This is a genomic window from Gordonia cholesterolivorans, assembly GCF_039531975.1.
Lineage (GTDB): Bacteria > Actinomycetota > Actinomycetes > Mycobacteriales > Mycobacteriaceae > Gordonia > Gordonia sihwensis.
This window is the reverse complement of the sequence record NZ_BAAARB010000004.1, coordinates 226,182-246,519: the sequence shown is the minus strand read 5'-3', so window position 1 is coordinate 246,519 and position 20,338 is coordinate 226,182. Positions and strand designations below refer to the sequence as shown.

Sequence of the window (20,338 nt, the reverse complement as noted above, 5' to 3'; positions counted from 1 at the left end):
TCGTCCCGGACCCGACTTCTGTCTCCGTGCTGGTCACCCTGCTCCTGCACCCTCCTCGCGAGAAAACCTCCACGAGTCTATCCCGGCCGCCGGACATCCTCGCGGTCGCCGCCGCACGCCTGCGCGCCACGCCCGCCGGCGGGGCGCTCGCTCCGGGCGTGGCGCCCATCCGCCATGCTGGTAGGCATCGACACCGAGCACCACGCGCCCACCGACGGCGAGGAGAACGCGAGTCAGGACGACCGGCAGAGCCGGGCGAGCCTGCCCGAAGTGATACGTGGAATCCCTCGTCTGGCGTGGCGGACGACGGTCAAGTCCTGGGACGACTCGATCATCGGCTGGGCCGCGCAGGCGGCGTTCTGGCAGGCTCTGTCGCTCCCCCCGCTACTGCTCGGCGTACTGGGCAGCCTCGGATACATCGCCGACTGGTTCGGCCCCGACACCGTGCAGATCATCACGGAGCGCATCATCTCGTTCTCCGAACACGCCTTCACACCGAACGTGGTCGACGACCTCATCGCTCCGACCGTCGAGAACGTCCTCGGGCGGGGCCGAGTGGCGATCATGTCGGTGAGCTTCGTGATGTCGCTGTGGGCGGGATCGTCGGCGATGTCGTGCTTCGTCTCCTCGATCGTGCACGCACACGGACAGCACGAGATCCGCCACCCGGTGTGGCAACGCATCTTCGCGCTGCTCATCTACATGGTCTTCCTGGTCTCCGGCGTCCTGGTGCTGCCGCTGGTGGCACTGGGGCCGACGTATCTGCACCAGATCCTGCCCGACGCGTGGGATCCAGCGATCTCCGATCTGGTCGACTGGGGCTACTTCCCGTTCGTGGGGGTGCTGTTGATCGGCGCGCTGGTGACGCTGTACCGGTTCGCGCTGCCGCATCCGGCGCCCTGGCACCGGCTGCTGCCGGGCGCCCTGTTCGCGGGTGTCTTCTTCTGGGTCGCGACGTACGTCCTGCGCTTCTACCTGACCGCGCTCACCCGCGCCGGCTACACCTACGGCGCCCTCGCGACGCCGATCGCGTTCCTCCTGTTCACCTTCTTCCTCGGCTTCGCGATCGTCGTAGGAGCCGAGTTGAACGCCTCGATCGAGGAACTGTGGCCGGCGCCGCGCGGCGGCGGGGTGGTGCGCAACTGGGTCACCAGCCAGACCACCGAACTGACCGACACACTGCGCAATCGCGCACTGAACGGCCGCGGGTCGGGCGACGGCCGGGACAGAGACGACGGCCGGGACGGGGACGATCCCGACGGACCCGCCCCGACCGCCCGCTGAGAATCGGTTACTTCTTCATCTTCTGGTAGATCTTCTTGCACTTCTCGCAGACCGGCGAGCCGGGTTTCGCGGACTTGGTGACCGGGAAGACCTCACCGCACAGGGCGACCACGTGAGTACCCATGACCGCGCTCTCGGCGATCTTGTCCTTCTTCACATAGTGGAAGACTTTCGGAGTGTCATCGTCCTCCTCAGTGCGTTCATCGATGTCCGGGCGTTCGATCGTCTGAGTAGCCATGACTCCATTGTGGACCACTGTGCAACCATGGAGGTATGGCGGAACGACGAGGACGCGATGGTGACGGCGACAGCTTCCTGATCACCAGCGCTGAACCCGACCGCGACGCCGTCTTCCGCGCCCGCAAGCGCCGCTATTTCCTGATGATGTCGATCCGCATCCCCGCACTGATCATCGCGTCGATCGTGTACGGCGTCACGCAGAACGGCTGGATCGCACTGGCGATCATCGTCGCGTCCATCCCGATTCCGTGGATCGCCGTCCTCAAGGCCAACGACCGGGAACCCCGCAAGCACGGCGAGGTCCCGATGTATCACTACGGCAGCACCCGCACCGTGCAGCCGGAGATCGCGCCCGAGCCGCATCGCGATCGCTACGACGACCGGTCGCACCGGATCATCGAATCCGAGGTGGAGGGACGTCCCGATCCCGAGCGCCCGGAACGCGAGTAGGGCTCAGCCCACCGCGCGTTCGTCGCGTCCGCCGCCGATACGGTCGCCGTCCACTCGGTCGCCGTCCACGCCGTCGGCCAGCCAGGTCGCGACCGCATCGTCGACCGGCATCTCCAGCGCCGCGCACAGCCCGACGACGGTCCCGAAACTCGGGCTCGGCATCCGGCCGGACTCGAGCTTGCGCAATGTCTCCGGCGAGATCCCGGCTGCGGCCGCCACCCGCACGGGATCGCGGTCGGCCCGTGCGGAGCGGAAGAGGACTCCGAGGCGTCTGCCTGCGGCGAGTTGCTCGGGAGTCAACGGGAGACGAACCATACCCGCAGCTTAGCGGTATTCGAATACCGCGGGGCTGCTACAGTGTCGGTATTTAAATACCAACGCTGGGAGATGACGATGATGGAGCTCAAAACGCCGGATGAGATCGGGAAGATGGCGGTCACCGGCGCGTTCGTCGCCGAGGTCCTCACCGACCTCTCACGTCTCGCGCGCCCGGGCGTCGACGTGATGGATCTGGAACATCACGCACGACGGCTGATCGCCGATCGCGGCGCGGTCAGTTGCTATTGGGACTACTCCCCCTCCTTCGGCCGAGGACCGTTCCGCAACGTCGTCTGCCTGTCCGTGAACGACGCCGTGCTGCACGGCCTGCCCGCCCCGCACGTCCTCGCACGCGGCGATCTCCTGACCATGGATTTCGCCGTCTCGATCGATGGCTGGACTGCAGATTCGGCGATCACCGTTCAAGTCGGCTTCGACGACGACGTCGCGTCCCGCACCGACGATCCCGACGCACGACTGATCGACTCCACTCGCCGTGCTCTCGAGGCCGGCATCGCGGCCGCCCTTCCCGGAGGCCGACTCGGCGACATCTCCGCCGCCATCGGCGCCGTCGCCGCCGCCGACGGCTACCGCGTGAACACCGACTTCGGCGGCCACGGTCTCGGCCGCACCATGCACGAGGATCCACATGTCCCGAACGTCGGACGCGCCGGCCGCGGCCTCCGATTGAAGCCCGGAATGGTACTGGCTCTCGAACCGTGGTGGGCTGCGGGAACCGACGAGATCGTCTACGACGCCGACGGCTGGACGATCCGCTCGGCCGACGGGAGCAACACCGCGCACTCCGAGCACACCGTGGCGATTACCGAGGACGGACCGACCGTCCTCACCGCTCGCTGACAGCCGCCGTGTCCACAGTGTCTGCAGTCTCCACAGTGTCCGCAGTCTCGACAGTGCCTGCAGTCTCCACCGTCGCTGCAGTCTCGACCGTCCACGCCGACATTCGGCTGACGGCGCGAGCGGCGTCGGGCAGCCGAGAACGCAGCAGGTCCGCGAGTTCGCCGGGCCCGAAGCTCGCGACGACGGTCAACTCCACGTCGCGATCGTGGGCGACGTCGAGCAGTGCCGCCCACCGGGCGAGCGCGTCGGGGCCGGCGACGCACTCGTCGGGCATCGTCACCCGCCAGCGCGGAAAGCGCTCGGCCAGCGACAGGTAGTCCGATACATGGGCGGGGACCTCGCACAACTCGCCGAACCCGAACTCCACCGTCCCCTCTTCGTCCATCTCTTCGCCGGAGGGGACCGGGCGGCCGCCCCCGGCGCGTCGCACGGATCCCGCACCGCAGATCGTCCAACGCCCCCGACGGAAGCCGCCGGCGGCGAGGACGACCGCCGCACCCGCCTCCCGCAGATCGCGGCCGTCGTCCAGGGTCGCGACGGTGAAGATGTCTTCGATCGTCGCGATGGTCGGCTCGAATGCAGAGTGGAACAACGGGTTCGGCATCAGCTCGGCGGGCGCGCGATTCGAGGTCACGATGATACGGATCCGGCGGCGGTGCAACTCACGCAGCACTCGGTCGAGCAGCACTCCGTCGGCCGGGTCGTGGACGGTGAACTCGTCCAGGCAGACCGCCCGCGCCGAACCGACCAGTGCGGACACGCTCGGGGCGAGCCCGCCGGTCGCACCGATACCGTCGTGCAGATCCCGGAAGAACTCGTGCAGATGCCATCGGCGCGCACCGAGTGCCGCGATCACGGCGTCGACGAGCCAACTCTTACCGCGGCCGGGCGGACCGTGGAGGTAGACGTTCTCCTCACCGGACAGCAACCGCAGCACGGCGAGTTGTCCATCGGTGAGACGCAGCCCTTCCCGTGCCGCGCGCTGATGCACTGCCGCACGGACCGCGGCGCGGCGCTCCCGGTCCGCACGCATCGCTCGCTGCTCTCGCCACTTCCACATAACGAACACTCTATGTTCGTAGAGGGTGATTCAATGAGTGCCGTGCCCGATCTCACTCCCAGGACCGATCGCCGTGAGGCGATCTGCGAGGCCGCGCTCGACCTCGCCGCCGCCGGCGGCAACCGCGCGGTGACCCACTCGGCCGTCGACCGGACTCTCGACCTGCCCAAGGGATCGACGTCCTACTACTTCCGCACCCGTGCAGCACTCCTCGGCGGCGCGATCGCGCATCTGACCCGGACCTCGCGCGCCGCCTTCCACCGCGTGTCGGCGACCGCCGAGTCGTCGGGCACGTCACCGGGCACGGTCATCGCCGACTATCTTCACCATCTGACCGGCGTGCGGATGCGCGATGTGCGTGCCCGTTACGCCCTCGCCCCGGACGCCGCCGAAGCCGGCACGGCGACGGCGCTGAGCGAGTGCCTCTTCTCCCGGTCCGCAGCCATCGCGCTCTTCGCCGCCCGTTCCCGTGTCTCTCGCGAGCGGGGTGCGGACGATCTGGCCGAGGATCTGATGGTGTTCTGCGAGGGCGTCACGGCTCTCGCCTACTTCTCCGGCACGGTGCGCGATGCGCGGGAACTTCGGGATGCGATCGGTCGTTACTTTCCTGACCTGGTCCAATGAGCCGATTCCACCGCGCAGCGGTAGACTAAGCAACTTCTCAGCAACCACGGGGAACCTTTCCGGCACCCGCGACGTTGGACCTGGTGAACGCACTGATGAAACGCATCTCCAGGAGGTCGCATGGCTCACTCGACGATTGCCCGCCCGTCCGAAGCTCGTTCCACCCGTACTCGCCCGGCTCTCACCGAGCAGGATCTGGATGCGCAGTCACCCTCGGCCGACCTCGTCCGCGTCTACCTCAACGGCATCGGCCGCACCGCTCTGCTGACCGCTGAGCAGGAGGTCGACCTGTCCAAGGCCATCGAGGCCGGGCTGTATGCGAAGCATCTCCTGGCCACCAAGAAGCGCCTCAGCCCGGCAAAGAAGCGCGATTACGCCATTCTCGTCCGCGAGGGCGAACAGGCTCGCGCGCATCTGCTCGAGGCGAACCTGCGCCTGGTGGTCTCCCTGGCCAAGCGCTACACCGGCCGGGGCATGCCGCTGCTCGACCTCATCCAGGAGGGCAACCTCGGTCTGATCCGCGCCGTCGAGAAGTTCGACTACGCGAAGGGCTACAAGTTCTCGACCTACGCGACCTGGTGGATCCGCCAGGCGATCAGCCGCGGCATGGCTGATCAGAGCCGCACCATCCGCCTGCCCGTCCACCTCGTGGAGCAGGTCAACAAGCTGGCCCGTATCCGCCGCGAACTGCACCAGCAGCTCGGCCGGGAGGCCACCGACGAGGAACTGGCCCTGGAATCGGGCATCCCGGCTGAGAAGATCGCCGATCTGATGGACCACAGCCGCGATCCGGTGAGCCTGGACATGCCCGTCGGCAACGACGAGGAGGCGCCGCTCGGCGACTTCATCGAGGACGCCGAGGCCACCTCGGCCGAGACCGTCGTCATCGCGAACCTCCTGCACTCCGACATCCGCTCGGTGCTCTCGACGCTCGACGAGCGGGAAATGCAGGTCATCACGATGCGGTACGGCCTCGAAGACGGTCAGCCGCGCACGCTCGACCAGATCGGCCGCGCCTTCGGGCTCTCGCGCGAGCGTGTCCGCCAGATCGAGCGCGAGGTCATGACCAAGCTGCGTCAGGGCGACCGCGCCGAGAAGCTCCGCGCTTACGCGAGCTGATCCGATGAGGGACCGCGCCGCGGTCCCGCCCCAGACCGGCGGCTGCGGTCGATGATCCCCCGAGTCAACCCAGCCGCCTCGGCCCGGTGTCCGCGAGTGTGGGCACCGGGCCGACATCTATGTGCGACCCCAGGACCGAGATCCCGTCGGGCGAGGCGAGGATCGGGTCGAGCGTGAGCTCGCGGATCTCGGGGACGTCGTCGATCAGCGCCGACACCCGCTGCAGCAACTCCACCAGCGCGTCCGGATCGGTGTGGTCCTCGGCCAGCAGCGTCCGGACACTCGGCTCGTCGACCAGTTCCCTGGCATCGTGCTCAGTCAGCGGGATCGACCGGAAGCTCCGGTCACCGAGCGCCTCGAACAGTCGTCCGGAGAGGCCGAACGACATCAGCGGACCGAACGACGGACTGTCGGAGACGCGGAGGTACATCCCGACGCCTTTCGGCGCCATCCGCTGCACCTGGAGCGACGAGTCGCCGGTGAGGGTCTGCAGTTCGTTGAACGCGGTGATGACCGCGGTCGCGTCGGACAGGTCCAGCCGGGCGCCCTCCCGGTCCACCCGACCGACCCAGGCCGGCGAGGTGGACTTCACCACGACCGGGAATCCCAGCTCACGCGCCGCCGCAGACGCCTCGTGCATCGTCCGGACGTCCCGGAACGGAACCACTTCGATGCCGAAGTGCCCGAGCACGTACGACCCCTCGCGCGGAGTGAGCGAGCGCGGGCCGTCGGCCATCGCCTCTCGCACGAAGCTGCGCGCGTCCTCCGGCCGCGAATCCGGGATGGGTGCGGGCGCGGCGGCCGGCCGCGACCGCCACCGGGAGTAGCGCCACGCCTGCGCCAGCGCGCTCGCAGCGCGCTCGGGCGTCGGGTACGACGGGATCGACCCGCGCACGGGCAGCCCGTCCGGTCCGGTGCGCGACAGACCGGGCGGAACACCCTCCACCGCGAGGAAGGTCGTCACGACCGGTTTGGTCGGAACGTCGCCTCCGTCGGCCGGGCGGGTCGCTTCCAGCAGGCCCAACGCGTAGTCGGACGAGTCGACGGCCACCGGCGGGACGAACACCACGATCACCGCGTCGATCGCGTCGTCGTTCATCGCCTCGGCGACGGCGGCCGACAGTGCGTCGTGTGTCACGGCCGGCCCCAGATCCACGATCGAGACCACTTCGAGGCCCGAGCTGCGGGCGGTGTTGGCAGCCAGGGACGCGATGACCGACGAGTTTCCGAGGATGGCCGTCCGGGGACCGTCGGGCAGCGGCTGGTAGGCCAGCACGGTAGCGGAGTCGAAGAGCTCCGCGATCGTCTCGACCTGGATCACCCCGGCCTGTTCCAGCACCATCTGTGCCACGCGGTCGTCGCGCACCGGACCGGTGCGCTGGGCGTGTACCGGCGACATCGCCCCGCTGCCCGACTTGATCGCGACGATCGGCTTCTTGGACGCCACCCGGCGAGCGATCCGCCCGAACTTGCGCGGATTGCCGAAGCTCTCCAGGTACAGCAGCACCACGTCTGTGTCGTCGTCGGTGTCCCAGTACTGAAGCACGTCGTTCCCGGACACATCGGCGCGGTTGCCCGCGGAGACGAACGTCGACAGGCCGAGCCGGCGGTGGGCGGCGGTGTCGAGGATCGCGATGCCGAGCGCACCGGACTGGCAGAAGAATCCGACGCGGCCCGCCCCCGGAATGCGGGGAGCCAATGACGCGTTCAGCGCGATGTCGGGATGGTTGTTGACCACGCCGAGCGCATTGGGCCCCACCAGGCGCATTCCGTGGGCGCGGACCTGTTCGGCGAGCCGCTTCTCGTTCTCCAGCCCGGCCTCGCCTTTCTCACCGAAGCCCGCCGACACCACCACCAGGGTCCGCACGCCTTTGGCGAGACAGTCGTCGAGCACTTGGTCTATGCGGGCGGCAGGCACCGCGATGACGGCCAGATCCACCGGGTCGGGGATGTCGCGCACCGTCGAATAGGAGCGGATCCCGCGCACCGACGGCGGTGCGGTGCGCGGCGGTCGTCCGGGACCGCGGCGCGGCTGAGCGTCGTCCGGTTCGGACGCCACCGCCGAACCGTTCACCGGGAACACCGGCCCGGTGAAGCCGGCCGCGAGCACATTCGCCAGCAACACGTTGCCGACCTTCTTGGGGTCGGCGGAGGCACCGATGACGGCCACCGACGAAGGACGCAGCAGATTCGCGATGCTGCGTGCCTCCGAGGCACGCTCGCGGGCGTTGCGCACCGCCGTCAGCGCCTCGGTGGGATCGATCAGGAACTCGACGTGCACGGTGCTGCCGTCGAAGGCCCGGCTGATCTGATATCCCGCATCACGAAAGACGGCCACCATGTTGGGGTTCTCCGACAGCACCTCCGCCTCGAACCGGGTGAAGCCGTTCTCCGCCGCCGCACCCGCCAGGTGCTCGAGCAGGATCGGACCCAACCCACGGCCCTGGTGATCGTCGGCGACCACGAAGGCCACCTCGGCGGACGTCGGTTTACCGTCCGCCGCGAGCCCCTCGTACAGCCCCATCGCGATCACCCGGTCGCCGAGGAAGGCCAGCAGGGCGACGCGGTTGCGGTAGTCCACCGTCGTCATGCGCACCACTTCACGCGGCGGGAGCGTCGGCGTCGGACCGAAGTACCGCATGTAGCGGGTGCGTTCGCTGAGACCGTTGTGGAACTCGACGAGCAGGTCGGCGTCGGCGGGCATGATGGGCCGGATGTGAACCACGCCTCCGTCCGAGGCGAGGACGTCGGCGCTCCACTGCCGCGGGTACTCGCGCGGGAGCGCGTCCTCGGTCGTCGGCGTGTCCTCCGTATCGCTCGCGGTGTCCGTCGATCCGGTGTCGGGCGTGTCAGTCACGAGGATCCTCCGGGTCCAGGCCGTGCAGCGGGAACACCGCTCGGCGGGTGGCGATGATGGCTTTGTCGGTCTGCCGCTGGGCGGTCTCCGAGACGCCGTCGGGTGGTTCTGCGCTGCCGTCGCCGTCCCAGCGGACGAAGTCGGTGACGCCGCCGTCTCCCATCGTGGCCTCCGGCGGCCGCGCGTAGTCGGGGTGAACCGTCTTCGCCAGATCCTGCGCGCCGGCGAGCCAGTCGTCCCCGATGCGGGTCTGCGCGGGCACGTCGCGATCGAGCGCCGCGCCGATCAGATGCGTCCAGCTGCGCGGGACCACGTTGATCACGCCGTATCCCCCGCCGCCGACGGCCAGCCAGCGTCCCTCGCAGTACCGGTCGGCGAGTTCGCGCAACGCCCGGACCGCGGCGGCGTGGCCGTCGACGGTCAGTGCCAGGTCGGTGAGCGGGTCGTCGCGGTGGCTGTCGACACCGATCTGCGTCACCAGGATCTGCGGCTTGAACGCCTCCACCATCGACGGAACGACGGCGTGAAAGGCGCGCAGCCACAACGAGTCCGGCAGCCCGGGCATCAGTCCGACGTTCACCGCGGTGCCCGTGGCCGGTCCCTCGCCCACTTCGGTGGCCCAGCCGGTGCCGGGCCACAGCGTCGCGGGGTGCTGATGCAGCGACACCGTCATCACCCGCGGGTCGCCGATGAACTCGGCCTGCACGCCGTCTCCGTGGTGCGCGTCGACGTCGATGTAGGCGATCCGGTCGTAGCCGTGCTCGAGCAGCCAGCGGATCGCGATCGAACAGTCGTTGTAGATGCAGAAGCCGGCGGCGTGGCCCTTCATCGCGTGATGCATGCCGCCGCCGATGTTGACCGCTCGGCGCACACTTCCGGACGCGATCGCCGCGGCCGCGGCCACCGAGCCGCCGACCAGCATCGCTCCCGCATCGTGCATGCCCTCGAAGATCGGGTTGTCCGCGCTGCCGAGGCCGAAGAGACGCTCGAGGACCGGGCCGTTGAGCGAGGCGGTGCCGTAGCTGACGGCCCGGACCGCGTCGACGTAACCCTGCGTGTGGACGGTGGTCAGGAGCCCGTCGTCCACCGGCAGCGGCTCGATCGTGTCCACGTCGTCGAGCACACCGAGGCTGCGCGCCAGCGACATCGTGAGGGCGAGGCGCACCGGACTCATCGGGTGGGTGTAGGCCCACTTGTACTCCATGAAGTGCTCGCTCCAGATGATCGCCGCACTCATCGCCTCGCCTCTTTTCGCATCACCCTGTCACGCTAACGGTTTCACGCCACTCGGGGACTGCATCAGGTGCCCCTGACGCCCTGCCTTACAGGTAACCTGAACTGAGGCGAAAGGACTGAGGCTTCGTGAACGATCTTGTCGATACCACAGAGATGTATCTGCGGACGATCTACGACCTTGAGGAGGAGGGGATCATCCCGCTGCGCGCTCGCATCGCCGAGCGCCTGGAACAGAGTGGACCGACGGTCTCGCAGACGGTGGCCCGCATGGAGCGCGACGGGCTCCTGCGCGTCGCGGGCGATCGGCATCTCGAACTCACGGACAAGGGCCGCAATCTGGCCATCTCAGTGATGCGCAAGCACCGATTGGCCGAGCGGCTGCTGGTGGACGTGATCGGTCTGCCGTGGGACGAGGTGCACGACGAGGCCTGCCGCTGGGAACACGTGATGAGCGAGAACGTCGAGCGGCGCATCGTCGAGGTCCTCGACAACCCGACGACGTCGCCGTACGGCAATCCGATTCCCGGGCTGGAGCAGCTCGGGGTCGAGGCCAGTGCGCGCGAGGACACCTCGGTGCGGCTCGTCGACCTCCCTCAGGGCGAGAGCACCGTCGTGATCACGCGTATGTCCGAGCACGCGCAGGCCGACCCGGAGTTGATCTCCGAGCTGCGGCAGGCCGGCGTGGTGCCGAACGCACGCGTGTCGGTGAACGTGACACCCCGTGCGGTCATCATCAACACTCCCGGACACGAGGGGCTGACGCTGTCCTCGGAGATCTCGCACGCGATCTTCGTCAACAAGACCTGATCACCGCACGGTCAGCCGGCCGGCTCGTGCACCGGGGCGGGCAGAGGGCCGCCGAGGCTCTCGGCGATCTCGTATGCGAGTTCGGCGAGTCCGCGCAGTTCCCTCGGTCGCATGCCGTTGATCAGTGCGGTGTCGAGCAGGTTCGCGAGATGGTAGTCGGGGTCGGCGTCGTGCGCCACGCCGAACGCCACGCCCGCGTACGCGCCCTCCCCGGCCATGTAGTGCAGATGCCCGAGCAGTGTGGCCGCCGCCGCGCGGGCATGGCCGTCGAGCCGTCTGGTCAGGGTGCGCCACAGATCCTCCGCCGCGCCGCGCTGTTCGGTGAGCGAGAGTCCGAGCAGCGCGTCGCGCACATGTACCGACACCAGCGCTTCGGCGAGGGTGTTCACGTCCGCGCACGTCAGATCGGTGTCGCCGGCGCTGAAACGGGCCAGCGTTCCCAGCGCGAATGCGAGCCCCTGCGCGTCGACGCGGCCGGGTTCGTGCCGCACCGGAACCGGTGACACGCCGCGGCAGCCCGCCCGGGCGCAGTGCGGTTCCGGCGACAGCAGCGCAAGCATCTCCGACCGCCGCGCCAGAATCCGTCTGCCGGAGTGGACCGCGCGCTCCAGCGCGGTCGGCGAGGCGTTGGGGTCCGACAGCACTCCGGTGGCCGGCACCGCCGCGGTGAACGGATAGGGCGCCGCTCGGCCCCCGGCCGGTCGCCACACGGTGTGCCACCGGCTGCCCGAGGCGGCCTGTGCCATCGCGAACGCCGCGGACAGTCCGCCCGCGGGGCCGAAGCCCTTGTTCGCAGCCGCCGCGACGGCGCGGTAGCGGTCGTCGTCGGGCGGGTAGCGGTCGTCGACGATCACCGCGACGGTGCCGATGGCCCCGTAGGAGGCCGCGAGCGTCCCCAACCGGATGAACAGCTGCCGCATGCCGGCGGACGGCGAACCGTTCTTGGTCAGGCACAGATCGTGCCGCATGGTCGCCACGACAGTGCGGTCGGCACCGAACACCAGCAGCACGATCGACTGTTCGGGCACGAAGCCGAGCAGCCCCGGGACCGCGGCGAGCAACTTGTCGGGATCGGAGCGACCGTCGGTGTGGCCGCCTGCGGGAATGCTGAGTGAATTGGTCATGCACCCACGCTGGCCTCGACGCGGCCGGCCGGGAAGACCCCGCCGGCCGATGTTGACCGACAAGGCGTCGATGCACAGATCGACCTGGGCGTTTGCCCGTCGGTGGTGCGTCAGCCGCCGAACGCGCGTGTCCGTGCGGCGTCGAACAGCGTGCGAGTGGCGCCCAGTTCCTCGGCGCCGAGATCGTCGCCGCCCGGACGCCGATTCTGCACGTAGATGCGGATGTCCCCCTGCTGCGCCACGAACTCGGTCACCGAACTCGTCGGCGGCGGCGCGGGCTGATCGGCCGGTCCCATTCGGATGCGGCGGTCGAGCCGGACTCCGGGAACACCGCCGTCGACGGGAGTGACCTCGGTCGCCACCGACGTGCCGACCGTTCCGCCGAGAGCGAACTCCCCGCACCGGCGGACCCGCGCGACGAAGTCGTCGAAGCTGTCGGTGGCGCGCACCACCATCGTGGTCAGCGTCCCCTGCGCGGGCCCTCCCGGCCCCACGAGCACCCTCGCCGTCGGCGCATCCACCGGCGCCGGAGTGCAGTCGGCCGGGGTGTTCTCACCGCGGAGCGGACGGAACGTGATATCCGCCAGGATGCCCGGGACCTGGGCGGACGGGACCGGCTGCCCGGGGCCGTAGGGGAACGCCGAACTCGGTACCGACTTCGACGAGAGATCCAGTGACGGGACTGCCTCTCCCGTCACGGCGCACGCCGACGCCGCCCCGGTCACCATCAACACGGCAGCCACAGACTTCACTCCAGCAACAAGTCGCACACCACCACTGTGCCATCCGCGCGGCTGCGACACGGGAATGACCCGCCGCGGAGCCGTGTTGAACGCGATGAGTCCCGTACGGGACAATGAGATGTCACATTCGAAGGGAGAGACCATGGACGAGCGGCAGGACGACCCCCGCAAGCTCTACGATCTCGAGTTCCCGGCTCCCGCCGTGTACGGCGCCGACGGCGACGGACCGGTGCTGATCCACGCCCTCGAGGGCTACGCCGACGCCGGACACGCCGTCGCGTTGGCCGCGACGCACCTGCGCGAGGCCCTCGACTCCGAACTGGTCGCGACGTTCAACACCGACGAGTTGATCGACTACCGGTCACGGCGGCCGATGATCTCCTTCAGCGGTGTGGAGTTCGACGGGATCGACATGCACAAGCTCACCGTCCACGCGGTGCGCGACAACGCCGGGGTTCCGTTCCTGCTGTTGGACGGACCCGAGCCCGACCTGCGCTGGGAGCAGTTCACCACCGCGATCACCGCACTCGCCGAGCGGTTCGGCGTCTCGCAGGTGGTCGGTCTGAACTCGATCCCGATGGCGGTTCCGCACACGCGGCCTGCCTCGATCACCGCGCACGGCAACGATTCGGACGCTCTCGGCGACCTGAACCGCTGGGGCAACCCGATGAAGCTGCCCGCCAGCGCGTCGATGCTCCTCGAACTGCGGCTCGGCCAGGCCGGCTACCGCACCGCGGGCCTGTCCGCGCACGTTCCGCACTACCTGGCGCAGGCCAACTACCCCGGCGCGTCCGCCGCACTGATCCAGGCGATCGGAAAGGTCGCCGGTCTCGAACTGCCGGTCGCGGCGCTCGAGAACGCCGCGGAGCAGATGCGCGAGCAGATCGACGGCGAGGTGGCGTCCAATGCGGAGGTCGCGGCCGTCGTCACGTCGCTGGAGAACCAGTACGACGCCTACATGCGCGCGAAGAACGAGCAGGCCTCGCTGCTGGCCGCCGACCAGGATGTCCCCTCGGGCGACGAACTGGGTGCGGAGTTCGAGCGGTTCCTGGCCGAACACGCCGCGGAGTTCGACGGACTCGGCGACGGCGCCTTCCCGGAGCCGGACGACGAGAGCGACACCGGGCCCGACGACACACAAGGACGTGATCCGAGCTGACGACGCCGGCCACGGAACCGAGCGACACCGTTCCGCTGACGCCCACCACTGACGAAGATCTCGCATTCGGGAGGTTCACGACGTGGTGGGCGTCTCGCGGGCTCGACCTGTACCCGCATCAGGAGGAGGCGCTTCTCGAGCTCGTCTCGGGCAGCAACGTGATCCTGGCGACGCCAACCGGATCGGGCAAGTCGCTCGTCGCCTCCGGCGCCATCTATTTCGCGCTCTGCCGGGGGCGGCGCGCGTATTACACAGCGCCGATCAAAGCCCTGGTCAGCGAGAAGTTCTTCGATCTGTGCGATCAGTTCGGTGCCGCCAATGTCGGTCTGCTCACCGGCGACGCGTCGGTCAACGCCGACGCGCCGATCGTGTGCGCGACCGCCGAGATCGTCGCCAACATCGCCCTGCGCGACGGCGCCGGATCCGACGTCGGCGTCCTGGTGGCCGACGAATTCCACTATTACGGCGAGTCCGACCGCGGCTGGGCCTGGCAGGTCCCCCTGATCGAACTGCCGGATCCGTCGCCCGAGACCGCTGTCGACCGGCAGCCGCAGTTCCTGCTAATGTCGGCGACGCTGGGCAGCATGGACTTCTTCGTCGACGACCTCACTCGCCGCACCGGCCGCACCACCGTGCCGGTGACCGGTGCGCAGCGGCCCGTGCCACTGCAGTACCGATACGCGATCACCCCGATCCACGAGACGATCGCCGAGCTGATCGACGCCGGCCGGGCGCCGGTCTACGTGGTTCATTTCACGCAGCAACAGGCCGTCGAACGCGCCCAGGCGCTGCTGTCGGTGAAGATCTGTGACAAGGAGGAGAAGGCGGCCATCGCCGAGGCGATCGGCGACTTCCGGTTCCAGACCGGCTTCGGTGGCACCCTGTCGAAACTCCTGCGGTCGGGCATCGGCGTGCATCACGCGGGCATGCTCCCCCGCTACCGGCGGCTCGTCGAACGGCTGGCGCAGGCCGGCCTGCTGAAGGTGGTCGCCGGAACCGACACCCTCGGCGTGGGCATCAACGTACCGATCCGCACCGTGCTGTTCGCGGGCCTGACCAAGTACGACGGCCACCGGGTGCGCCGGCTGCGAGCGCGGGAGTTCCACCAGATCGCCGGCCGTGCCGGCCGGGCGGGTTTCGACACCGTCGGCTACGTGGTGGCCCAGGCACCCGAACACGACGTCGAGAACGCGCGCGCCGTGGCGAAGGCGGGCGACGACCCCAAGAAGCTGCGGAAGGTGGTGCGCCGCAAAGCCCCCGAGGGGTTCGTCAGCTGGGGCGAGAAGACCTTCGAAACGCTGATCGACGCTCCCGACGAAGAGTTGAAGTCGCATTTCCGGATGACCACCGCGATGCTGATGGAAGTGCTCGAACGGCCCGGCGACTGCTTCGCGGCGCTGCGGCATCTGCTCGAGACCAACCACGAACCGCGCTCGCGGCAACTGCGCCACATCAAGCACACCATCGCGCTGTACCGCGACCTGTGCGAGACCGGGATCGTGACGAAGCTCGACCGGCCCGCGGCGGACGGGAAGCACGTGGAACTCTCCATCGACCTGCCGGAGAACTTCGCCCTCACCAATCCGCTCTCGGCGTTCGCGGTCGCCGCGTTCGAACTCCTCGACACCGATTCGGACACCTACGCGCTCGATGTGATCTCGATACTCGAATGCACCCTCGACGATCCGCGCCCCGTGCTCGTCGCGCAGCGCAAGCAGGCGCGCGACGCCGCCGTCGCCGAGATGAAGGCCGACGGGATCGAGTACGAGGAGCGCATGGAGCGACTCGAGCAGATCACGTGGCCGCAGCCGCTCGCCGAGGAGATCGGTTTCGCATACGAGACCTATCGCCGGGGCCATCCCTGGCTGGCGAACACTCCCCCGTCGCCCAAATCCGTCCTGCGGTACATGCGGGAGCGGTCGATGACCTTCACCGAGCTCATCTCCGACCTCGGGCTCGCGCGCAGCGAGGGCGTCGTCCTGCGGTACCTGACCGACTGCTACCGCGCACTGAACAGCGGGTTGCCGATGTCGGCGGTCACCGACGAGATCGAGGACATCACCGACGAACTCGGCGATCTGATCCGCGACGTCGACTCCAGCCTCATCGACGAGTGGGAGCAGCTCACCGCTCAGATGTGAGGTCGACGGCGGTGCCGTCGGTGCCGCCGGACCGCGTGCCCGCCGGGGTCACCGCGCCTCCGTCGGCCACCAGTTCAGCGATGTCGGCGGCCAGCGCGCGGTAGGCCTCGCCCCGGCCCGACGACTCCCGGTACACGAGGCCGATCGTGCGGCCGGGCCGCGGACGCGCGAACTCGGCCGTGGCGAGTCCACCCGCCGCGGTCTCGACGGCCACCGCGGTCTGCGGGATCAGCGTCACTCCCAGACCGCCTTCGACACACTGCACGGCGGTCGTGAGCGACGCGGCCCGCGTCTGACGCAGATCGGGTGAGACGCCGGCGAGCTGACACACCTCGAGAGCCTGGTCGCGCAGGCAGTGTCCTTCGTCGAGCAGCAGCAGCGGAAGATCCTCCAGCATCTTCGGCGACAGCCGCTTCCGTCCGGCGAGCGGATGTCCTTGCGGCAGCGCGAGGACGAAGTCCTCGGCGTACATCGGGATCTCGCCGATCCCCGGTGCGCCGGCGGGCAGGGCGAGGACCGCCGCATCGAGGGCTCCGTCGCGCAATTGTCCGAGCAGACGGTCGGTCTGATCCTCCACCACCAGCAGATCGAGCGCCGGTCGGCGATCGGCGAGCCCGTGCAGCACCCGGGGCAGGATGTAGGGCGCGATCGTCGGGATCAATCCCAACCGGAGAGTCCCCGACAGCGGGTCGAGGTCGCCGGCGGCATCGAGCAGGAAGTCGTCGACGGCGTCGCACACCGCGATCGCCGACCCGAGCAGCCGGCGGCCCTCCGCCGTCAGCATCACCCGCCGGGTGGTCCGTTCGACGAGCCGGAGTCCGAGCCCCGCCTCCAGTCCGGCCAGCGCCTGTGACAGCGAGGGCTGACTGACCCCGAGTTCGGCTGCGGCGGAGCCGAAGTGCAAGTGCTTCGCCACGGACACGAACGCCCTCAGTGCGGTGATGGGCGGCTGATAACTTTGATCGGTCATGCCTATTAATATAGTGACTACTATCGCATTTGCTTTTCACTGGGTTTCGGGCAGAATGGACTCCAGGCGGGAAACCGACCGTTTCTCCGCCGGAATCTTCTCTCCCGCAACATGAATCCGAATTGAAGGAGTACACACATGGCTCTGCTCACCATCGGCGACCAGTTCCCGGCCTACAACCTCACCGCCGTCATCGGCGGCGACCTCTCGAAGGTCGACGCGCAGCAGCCGGACGACTACTTCACCACGGTCACCAGCGACGACCACGCGGGCAAGTGGCGCGTCGTCTTCTTCTGGCCGAAGGACTTCACCTTCGTCTGCCCCACCGAGATCGCCGCCTTCGGCAAGCTGAACGACGAGTTCGCCGACCGCGACACCCAGGTGCTCGGCGCCTCGATCGACTCGGAGTTCGTCCACTTCCAGTGGCGCGCCCAGCACGAGGACCTCAAGACCCTCCCCTTCCCGATGCTCTCGGACCTCAAGCGCGAGTTGGTCGAGGCCACCGGCGTCCTCAACGCCGACGGCGTCGCCGATCGCGCCACCTTCATCATCGACCCGAACAACGAGATCCAGTTCGTGTCGGTCACCGCGGGCTCGGTCGGCCGCAACGTCGACGAGGTCCTGCGCGTGCTCGACGCCCTGCAGTCCGACGAGCTGTGCGCCTGCAACTGGCGCAAGGGCGACCCGACCATCAACGCGGGCGAGCTCATGAGCGCGGGCGTCTGATTCGGGCCGTTCCCGGATCTTCCACGCCACCTCACACTCGAAGGGATCGAGCGATATGAGCATCGACAACCTGAAGAACGCACTCCCCGAGTACGCCAAGGATCTCAAGCTGAACCTCTCCTCGATCAGCCGCACCACGGTGCTGAACGAGGAGCAGCTGTGGGGCACGCTGCTGGCCACCGCCGCGGCGACCCGCAACGCCACCGTGCTGCGTGAGATCGCCGACGAAGCCGCCGACAACCTGTCGGCGGAGGCGTACAACGCCGCCCTCGGCGCCGCCTCGATCATGGGTATGAACAACGTGTTCTACCGCGGCCGCGGCTTCCTCGACGGCAAGTACGACGACCTGCGTCCCGGTCTGCGGATGAACATCATCGGCAACCCGGGCGTGGACAAGGTGAACTTCGAGCTCTGGTCGCTGGCGGTGTCGGCGATCAACGGCTGCGAGCACTGCGTCGGCGCGCACGAGAACGTCGTCCGTGAGGGCGGGCAGGACCGCGAGGTCGTGTTCGAGGCCCTCAAGGTCGCGTCGATCGTGGCCGGCGTCGGCCAGGCGATCACCTCCGCCGAGGCACTCGCCGCCGCGGGAGTCTGACGGACTGCCGCCCGCACCACTGCGGGCCACATGCGGGCAGGCCCCGAGCGCGTGAACTTCACGTGCTCGGGGCCTGCCGTCATTTCAGGTGGGCAACCGCCGTCTGACGTCAGTCAGTCGGTCAGGCGGCGGCCACCTCCTCAGTCCTGAAATTCACCATATTCTCGGACCACCTCCTTCCCTGTTGACGAGCAGAACGCTACGCCGATGCCCGGAGCGGCCGCAACGGGTTTTCCGGGGAGGCTTCGGGGTATCGATGTGGTGGCCGTCGATATCGGTGGCTACAGCTCCCGCACGGCTTTCGCCACCCGATCGGCGAGCTCCCCCACCTCGTCCGCGGTCATGATGAACGCCGGCGAGATCTGCAGTGCGCCCTGACCGGCCACCCGGCCGCTGACACCGTGCTCGCGCAGCTTCGTCACGGCGGCCGCTCCCTTCGACGGGTCGGCGAGCTGTACCGCCGTCACCGCTCCCAGACCGGTGCGGACCTCGCCGACCTGAGACAGCTCCGCGAGCGGCGCGAACGCCGCGGCGAGGTCGGACTCGAGACGGCTCGCCGTCTCGAGCAGTCCCTCGCGCTCGATGATGTCGAGGTTCACCAGTGCGGCCGCTGCCGCTGCGGCGTGGCCGCCGTAGGTGTATCCGTGGCGCCACCACGTGCCGCCGGCGAAGAACGGCGCCGCCACCCGCGGCGCCACCACCAATGCGCCCATCGGCACATACCCGCTGGTGAGTCCCTTGGCCGTGGTCATCATGTCGGGATCGAGACCGAATCGGGAGGAGGCGAACCACTCCCGGGCCCCGATACGGCCGAAACCGGTGACCACCTCGTCGGCGATGAACAGCACGTCGTGGTCGCGGCAGATCTCGCGAACTTCGCGCAGGTAGCCCTCCGGCGGCGGATACACTCCGCCCGCGCCCAGGATCGGCTCGGCGATGAAGGCCGCGATGCGATCGGCTCCGATCCGCTCGACCAGCCCCAGGAGACTCTTCGCGTCATCCCACGCGACGGTCTCGGTGTCGGACATCAACTCGCCGTAGCCCTCGCCGTTGGCGTCTATGCCCGCGAGCGAAGTGCCCGCGACGTGCATCCCGTGATACGCCCGGCTGCGTCCGACGACGATCGTCTTGTCGGGCGCGCCCTGCTCGACCCAGTACCGGCGCGCCAGTTTGACCGCCGACTCGACCGAATCACTGCCGCCAGAGGTGAACAGCACCTTCGAACCCGGTACCGGCGCGATCGCGGCGATGCGCTCGGCGAGTTCGACGGTGATCTCCGACGCCACGTCGCCGAAGTTCGAGTAGTGCGCGAGCGTCGACAGCTGCCGCGCCACCGCGTCGGCCACCTCGGTGCGACCGTGACCGATGTTGGCGAACCACAGACCCGCGGTGGCGTCGATGTATTCCCTGCCGCTGTCGTCGTAGACACGCGTCCCGCGTCCGCGCGTCACGATGAACGGTCCGTCCGCGGTCACCGCACCCATGTCTGCAAAGCCGTGCCAGAGAGAACCCATGCCTTGAATATCGCACTTCACCCCGGGTTGCGCTCACCTCTCAGCCGTACTCCGCGAGCCGGGCGAGACGGTCGATCGACGACGCCAGCCGTTCGCTCGTCGTCGCCCTGGCGCGGGCTTCGCGCTTGGGGTCGTGCAGTTCCGTCCAGTCGTACGTGTGCACCACACGGGTGCCGTCGGCGTGCTCGAAGAGTTCCCAACGCCAGAGGTGGCCGGGCGGATTCTTCCCCACCTCCGACGGCAGCCACGCGATGAGACGTCCCTCGTCGAACTCGACGACGTGATTCTCGCGCACCGCACCGGGTTTGGTGAGCCGCATGGTGAAGACGTCGCCGACGCGGCGCACCCGCCGGCCTCGCTCGGCCGCGGTGAGGTTGTCGTTGCCGTCCCACTCGGGCTGACGGGCGGGGTCCGCGATGAGCTCGAAGATCCGGCTGCGCGGTGCGGCGACGATCCGCTCGGCGGAGACGACGCGTGCGGAGGACTCTGTTCCGGGTGTCATCACCGCAT

At 68.7% G+C, this 20,338-nt stretch carries 20 protein-coding genes; 10 read left to right on the top strand and 10 right to left on the bottom strand.

The genetic code is table 11. From position 1 onward, the window contains the following. The first annotated feature begins 174 nt into the window (after positions 1 to 174). Positions 175 to 1,284 carry a YihY/virulence factor BrkB family protein gene (locus ABFX36_RS05930; protein ID WP_006896304.1) on the top strand — a complete coding sequence of 370 codons (1,110 nt, stop codon included), beginning with the start codon at positions 175 to 177 and terminating at the stop codon, positions 1,282 to 1,284. 7 nt (positions 1,285 to 1,291) lie between these two features. Here ABFX36_RS05930 and ABFX36_RS05925 read toward each other — a convergent pair whose 3' ends face one another. Continuing rightward, positions 1,292 to 1,522: a DUF3039 domain-containing protein gene (locus tag ABFX36_RS05925; protein ID WP_006896303.1), complete on the bottom strand. Its 231-nt coding sequence runs from the start codon at positions 1,520 to 1,522 to the stop codon at positions 1,292 to 1,294. A 35-nt stretch (positions 1,523 to 1,557) separates the two neighbouring features. Here ABFX36_RS05925 and ABFX36_RS05920 point away from each other — a divergent pair, with 35 nt between their 5' ends. Continuing rightward, positions 1,558 to 1,974, top strand: a complete 417-nt coding sequence (locus ABFX36_RS05920; protein ID WP_006896302.1) for a DUF3099 domain-containing protein — start codon at positions 1,558 to 1,560, stop codon at positions 1,972 to 1,974. Between the two features lie 3 nt (positions 1,975 to 1,977). Here ABFX36_RS05920 and ABFX36_RS05915 read toward each other — a convergent pair whose 3' ends face one another. Then, on the bottom strand, positions 1,978 to 2,289 hold the full coding sequence (locus ABFX36_RS05915) for a helix-turn-helix domain-containing protein (RefSeq protein ID WP_006896301.1): 312 nt from the start codon (positions 2,287 to 2,289) through the stop codon (positions 1,978 to 1,980). Positions 2,290 to 2,367: 78 nt separating this feature from the next. On the opposite strand from ABFX36_RS05915, the gene map reads away from it, so the two are divergent. Continuing rightward, positions 2,368 to 3,153, top strand: a complete 786-nt coding sequence (gene map, locus ABFX36_RS05910) for a type I methionyl aminopeptidase (RefSeq protein ID WP_006896300.1) — start codon at positions 2,368 to 2,370, stop codon at positions 3,151 to 3,153. Here the strand turns inward: map and zapE are convergent. After that, positions 3,140 to 4,213 (bottom strand): AFG1/ZapE family ATPase, encoded by a 1,074-nt coding sequence (gene zapE / locus ABFX36_RS05905; RefSeq protein WP_233500081.1) that lies wholly within the window; start codon positions 4,211 to 4,213, stop codon positions 3,140 to 3,142. The genes map and zapE overlap by 14 nt on opposite strands. 33 nt (positions 4,214 to 4,246) lie before the next feature. Between zapE and ABFX36_RS05900 the strand changes: the two genes are divergently transcribed. Further along, on the top strand, positions 4,247 to 4,837 hold the full coding sequence (locus ABFX36_RS05900; RefSeq protein WP_006896298.1) for a TetR/AcrR family transcriptional regulator: 591 nt from the start codon (positions 4,247 to 4,249) through the stop codon (positions 4,835 to 4,837). 120 nt (positions 4,838 to 4,957) lie between these two features. Next, positions 4,958 to 5,956, top strand: coding sequence for a sigma-70 family RNA polymerase sigma factor (locus tag ABFX36_RS05895; RefSeq protein ID WP_006896297.1), 999 nt, complete (start codon positions 4,958 to 4,960; stop codon positions 5,954 to 5,956). A 64-nt stretch (positions 5,957 to 6,020) separates the two neighbouring features. On the opposite strand, the gene ABFX36_RS05890 is transcribed toward ABFX36_RS05895, so the two are convergent. Together ABFX36_RS05890 and ABFX36_RS05885 are read right to left on the bottom strand one after the other, a co-directional pair. Continuing rightward, positions 6,021 to 8,813, bottom strand: coding sequence for a bifunctional acetate--CoA ligase family protein/GNAT family N-acetyltransferase (locus ABFX36_RS05890; protein WP_006896296.1), 2,793 nt, complete (start codon positions 8,811 to 8,813; stop codon positions 6,021 to 6,023). Then, positions 8,806 to 10,050: an acetoin utilization protein AcuC gene (locus tag ABFX36_RS05885; RefSeq protein WP_006896295.1), complete on the bottom strand. Its 1,245-nt coding sequence runs from the start codon at positions 10,048 to 10,050 to the stop codon at positions 8,806 to 8,808. The genes ABFX36_RS05890 and ABFX36_RS05885 overlap by 8 nt, the downstream gene beginning before the upstream one ends. A 125-nt stretch (positions 10,051 to 10,175) precedes the next feature. Between ABFX36_RS05885 and ABFX36_RS05880 the strand changes: the two genes are divergently transcribed. After that, positions 10,176 to 10,856: an iron-dependent transcriptional repressor DtxR gene (locus tag ABFX36_RS05880; RefSeq protein WP_006896294.1), complete on the top strand. Its 681-nt coding sequence runs from the start codon at positions 10,176 to 10,178 to the stop codon at positions 10,854 to 10,856. Positions 10,857 to 10,867: 11 nt separating this feature from the next. Here the strand turns inward: ABFX36_RS05880 and ABFX36_RS05875 are convergent, their stop codons facing one another. Further along, on the bottom strand, positions 10,868 to 11,980 hold the full coding sequence (locus ABFX36_RS05875) for a DUF4192 domain-containing protein (protein WP_006896293.1): 1,113 nt from the start codon (positions 11,978 to 11,980) through the stop codon (positions 10,868 to 10,870). 110 nt (positions 11,981 to 12,090) lie between these two features. Further along, entirely contained in the window at positions 12,091 to 12,723 is a 633-nt protein-coding gene (locus ABFX36_RS05870; RefSeq protein ID WP_052692473.1) for a hypothetical protein, read from the bottom strand. Between the two features lie 142 nt (positions 12,724 to 12,865). On the opposite strand from ABFX36_RS05870, the gene ABFX36_RS05865 reads away from it, so the two are divergent. Both ABFX36_RS05865 and ABFX36_RS05860 read left to right on the top strand, forming a co-directional pair. Further along, positions 12,866 to 13,882 (top strand): proteasome assembly chaperone family protein, encoded by a 1,017-nt coding sequence (locus ABFX36_RS05865; RefSeq protein WP_045540550.1) that lies wholly within the window; start codon positions 12,866 to 12,868, stop codon positions 13,880 to 13,882. Continuing rightward, positions 13,879 to 16,023 carry a DEAD/DEAH box helicase gene (locus tag ABFX36_RS05860; RefSeq protein WP_428832043.1) on the top strand — a complete coding sequence of 715 codons (2,145 nt, stop codon included), beginning with the start codon at positions 13,879 to 13,881 and terminating at the stop codon, positions 16,021 to 16,023. Before ABFX36_RS05865 ends, ABFX36_RS05860 begins: the two co-directional genes overlap by 4 nt. Here the strand turns inward: ABFX36_RS05860 and ABFX36_RS05855 are convergent. Further along, positions 16,007 to 16,993 carry a hydrogen peroxide-inducible genes activator gene (locus ABFX36_RS05855; protein ID WP_346075371.1) on the bottom strand — a complete coding sequence of 329 codons (987 nt, stop codon included), beginning with the start codon at positions 16,991 to 16,993 and terminating at the stop codon, positions 16,007 to 16,009. The genes ABFX36_RS05860 and ABFX36_RS05855 overlap by 17 nt on opposite strands. 138 nt (positions 16,994 to 17,131) lie before the next feature. On the opposite strand from ABFX36_RS05855, the gene ABFX36_RS05850 reads away from it, so the two are divergent. Further along, on the top strand, positions 17,132 to 17,719 hold the full coding sequence (locus tag ABFX36_RS05850; RefSeq protein WP_006896288.1) for a peroxiredoxin: 588 nt from the start codon (positions 17,132 to 17,134) through the stop codon (positions 17,717 to 17,719). A gap of 55 nt (positions 17,720 to 17,774) precedes the next feature. Then, on the top strand, positions 17,775 to 18,314 hold the full coding sequence (locus ABFX36_RS05845) for an alkyl hydroperoxide reductase (RefSeq protein WP_222111112.1): 540 nt from the start codon (positions 17,775 to 17,777) through the stop codon (positions 18,312 to 18,314). Positions 18,315 to 18,595: 281 nt separating this feature from the next. On the opposite strand, the gene ABFX36_RS05840 is transcribed toward ABFX36_RS05845, so the two are convergent. Further along, the gene (locus ABFX36_RS05840; protein ID WP_006896286.1) at positions 18,596 to 19,828 is read right to left on the bottom strand and encodes an aminotransferase family protein; all 1,233 of its coding nucleotides are present in this window, start codon (positions 19,826 to 19,828) and stop codon (positions 18,596 to 18,598) included. 40 nt (positions 19,829 to 19,868) lie between these two features. Beyond that, entirely contained in the window at positions 19,869 to 20,330 is a 462-nt protein-coding gene (locus ABFX36_RS05835) for an SRPBCC family protein (RefSeq protein WP_222111113.1), read from the bottom strand. Positions 20,331 to 20,338 lie beyond the last annotated feature (8 nt).

What these genes read in the sequence shown, in the direction of transcription:
- ABFX36_RS05930 (WP_006896304.1), top strand. Translation starts at nt 175, where the DNA reads ATGCTGGTAGGCATCGACACCGAGCACCACGCGCCCACCGACGGCGAG.
- ABFX36_RS05925 (WP_006896303.1), bottom strand. Translation starts at nt 1,522, where the DNA reads ATGGCTACTCAGACGATCGAACGCCCGGACATCGATGAACGCACTGAG.
- ABFX36_RS05920 (WP_006896302.1), top strand. Translation starts at nt 1,558, where the DNA reads ATGGCGGAACGACGAGGACGCGATGGTGACGGCGACAGCTTCCTGATC.
- ABFX36_RS05915 (WP_006896301.1), bottom strand. Translation starts at nt 2,289, where the DNA reads ATGGTTCGTCTCCCGTTGACTCCCGAGCAACTCGCCGCAGGCAGACGC.
- map (WP_006896300.1), top strand. Translation starts at nt 2,368, where the DNA reads ATGATGGAGCTCAAAACGCCGGATGAGATCGGGAAGATGGCGGTCACC.
- zapE (WP_233500081.1), bottom strand. Translation starts at nt 4,213, where the DNA reads ATGTGGAAGTGGCGAGAGCAGCGAGCGATGCGTGCGGACCGGGAGCGC.
- ABFX36_RS05900 (WP_006896298.1), top strand. Translation starts at nt 4,247, where the DNA reads ATGAGTGCCGTGCCCGATCTCACTCCCAGGACCGATCGCCGTGAGGCG.
- ABFX36_RS05895 (WP_006896297.1), top strand. Translation starts at nt 4,958, where the DNA reads ATGGCTCACTCGACGATTGCCCGCCCGTCCGAAGCTCGTTCCACCCGT.
- ABFX36_RS05885 (WP_006896295.1), bottom strand. Translation starts at nt 10,050, where the DNA reads ATGAGTGCGGCGATCATCTGGAGCGAGCACTTCATGGAGTACAAGTGG.
- ABFX36_RS05875 (WP_006896293.1), bottom strand. Translation starts at nt 11,980, where the DNA reads ATGACCAATTCACTCAGCATTCCCGCAGGCGGCCACACCGACGGTCGC.
- ABFX36_RS05865 (WP_045540550.1), top strand. Translation starts at nt 12,866, where the DNA reads ATGGACGAGCGGCAGGACGACCCCCGCAAGCTCTACGATCTCGAGTTC.
- ABFX36_RS05855 (WP_346075371.1), bottom strand. Translation starts at nt 16,993, where the DNA reads ATGACCGATCAAAGTTATCAGCCGCCCATCACCGCACTGAGGGCGTTC.
- ABFX36_RS05850 (WP_006896288.1), top strand. Translation starts at nt 17,132, where the DNA reads ATGGCTCTGCTCACCATCGGCGACCAGTTCCCGGCCTACAACCTCACC.
- ABFX36_RS05845 (WP_222111112.1), top strand. Translation starts at nt 17,775, where the DNA reads ATGAGCATCGACAACCTGAAGAACGCACTCCCCGAGTACGCCAAGGAT.
- ABFX36_RS05840 (WP_006896286.1), bottom strand. Translation starts at nt 19,828, where the DNA reads ATGGGTTCTCTCTGGCACGGCTTTGCAGACATGGGTGCGGTGACCGCG.
- ABFX36_RS05835 (WP_222111113.1), bottom strand. Translation starts at nt 20,330, where the DNA reads ATGACACCCGGAACAGAGTCCTCCGCACGCGTCGTCTCCGCCGAGCGG.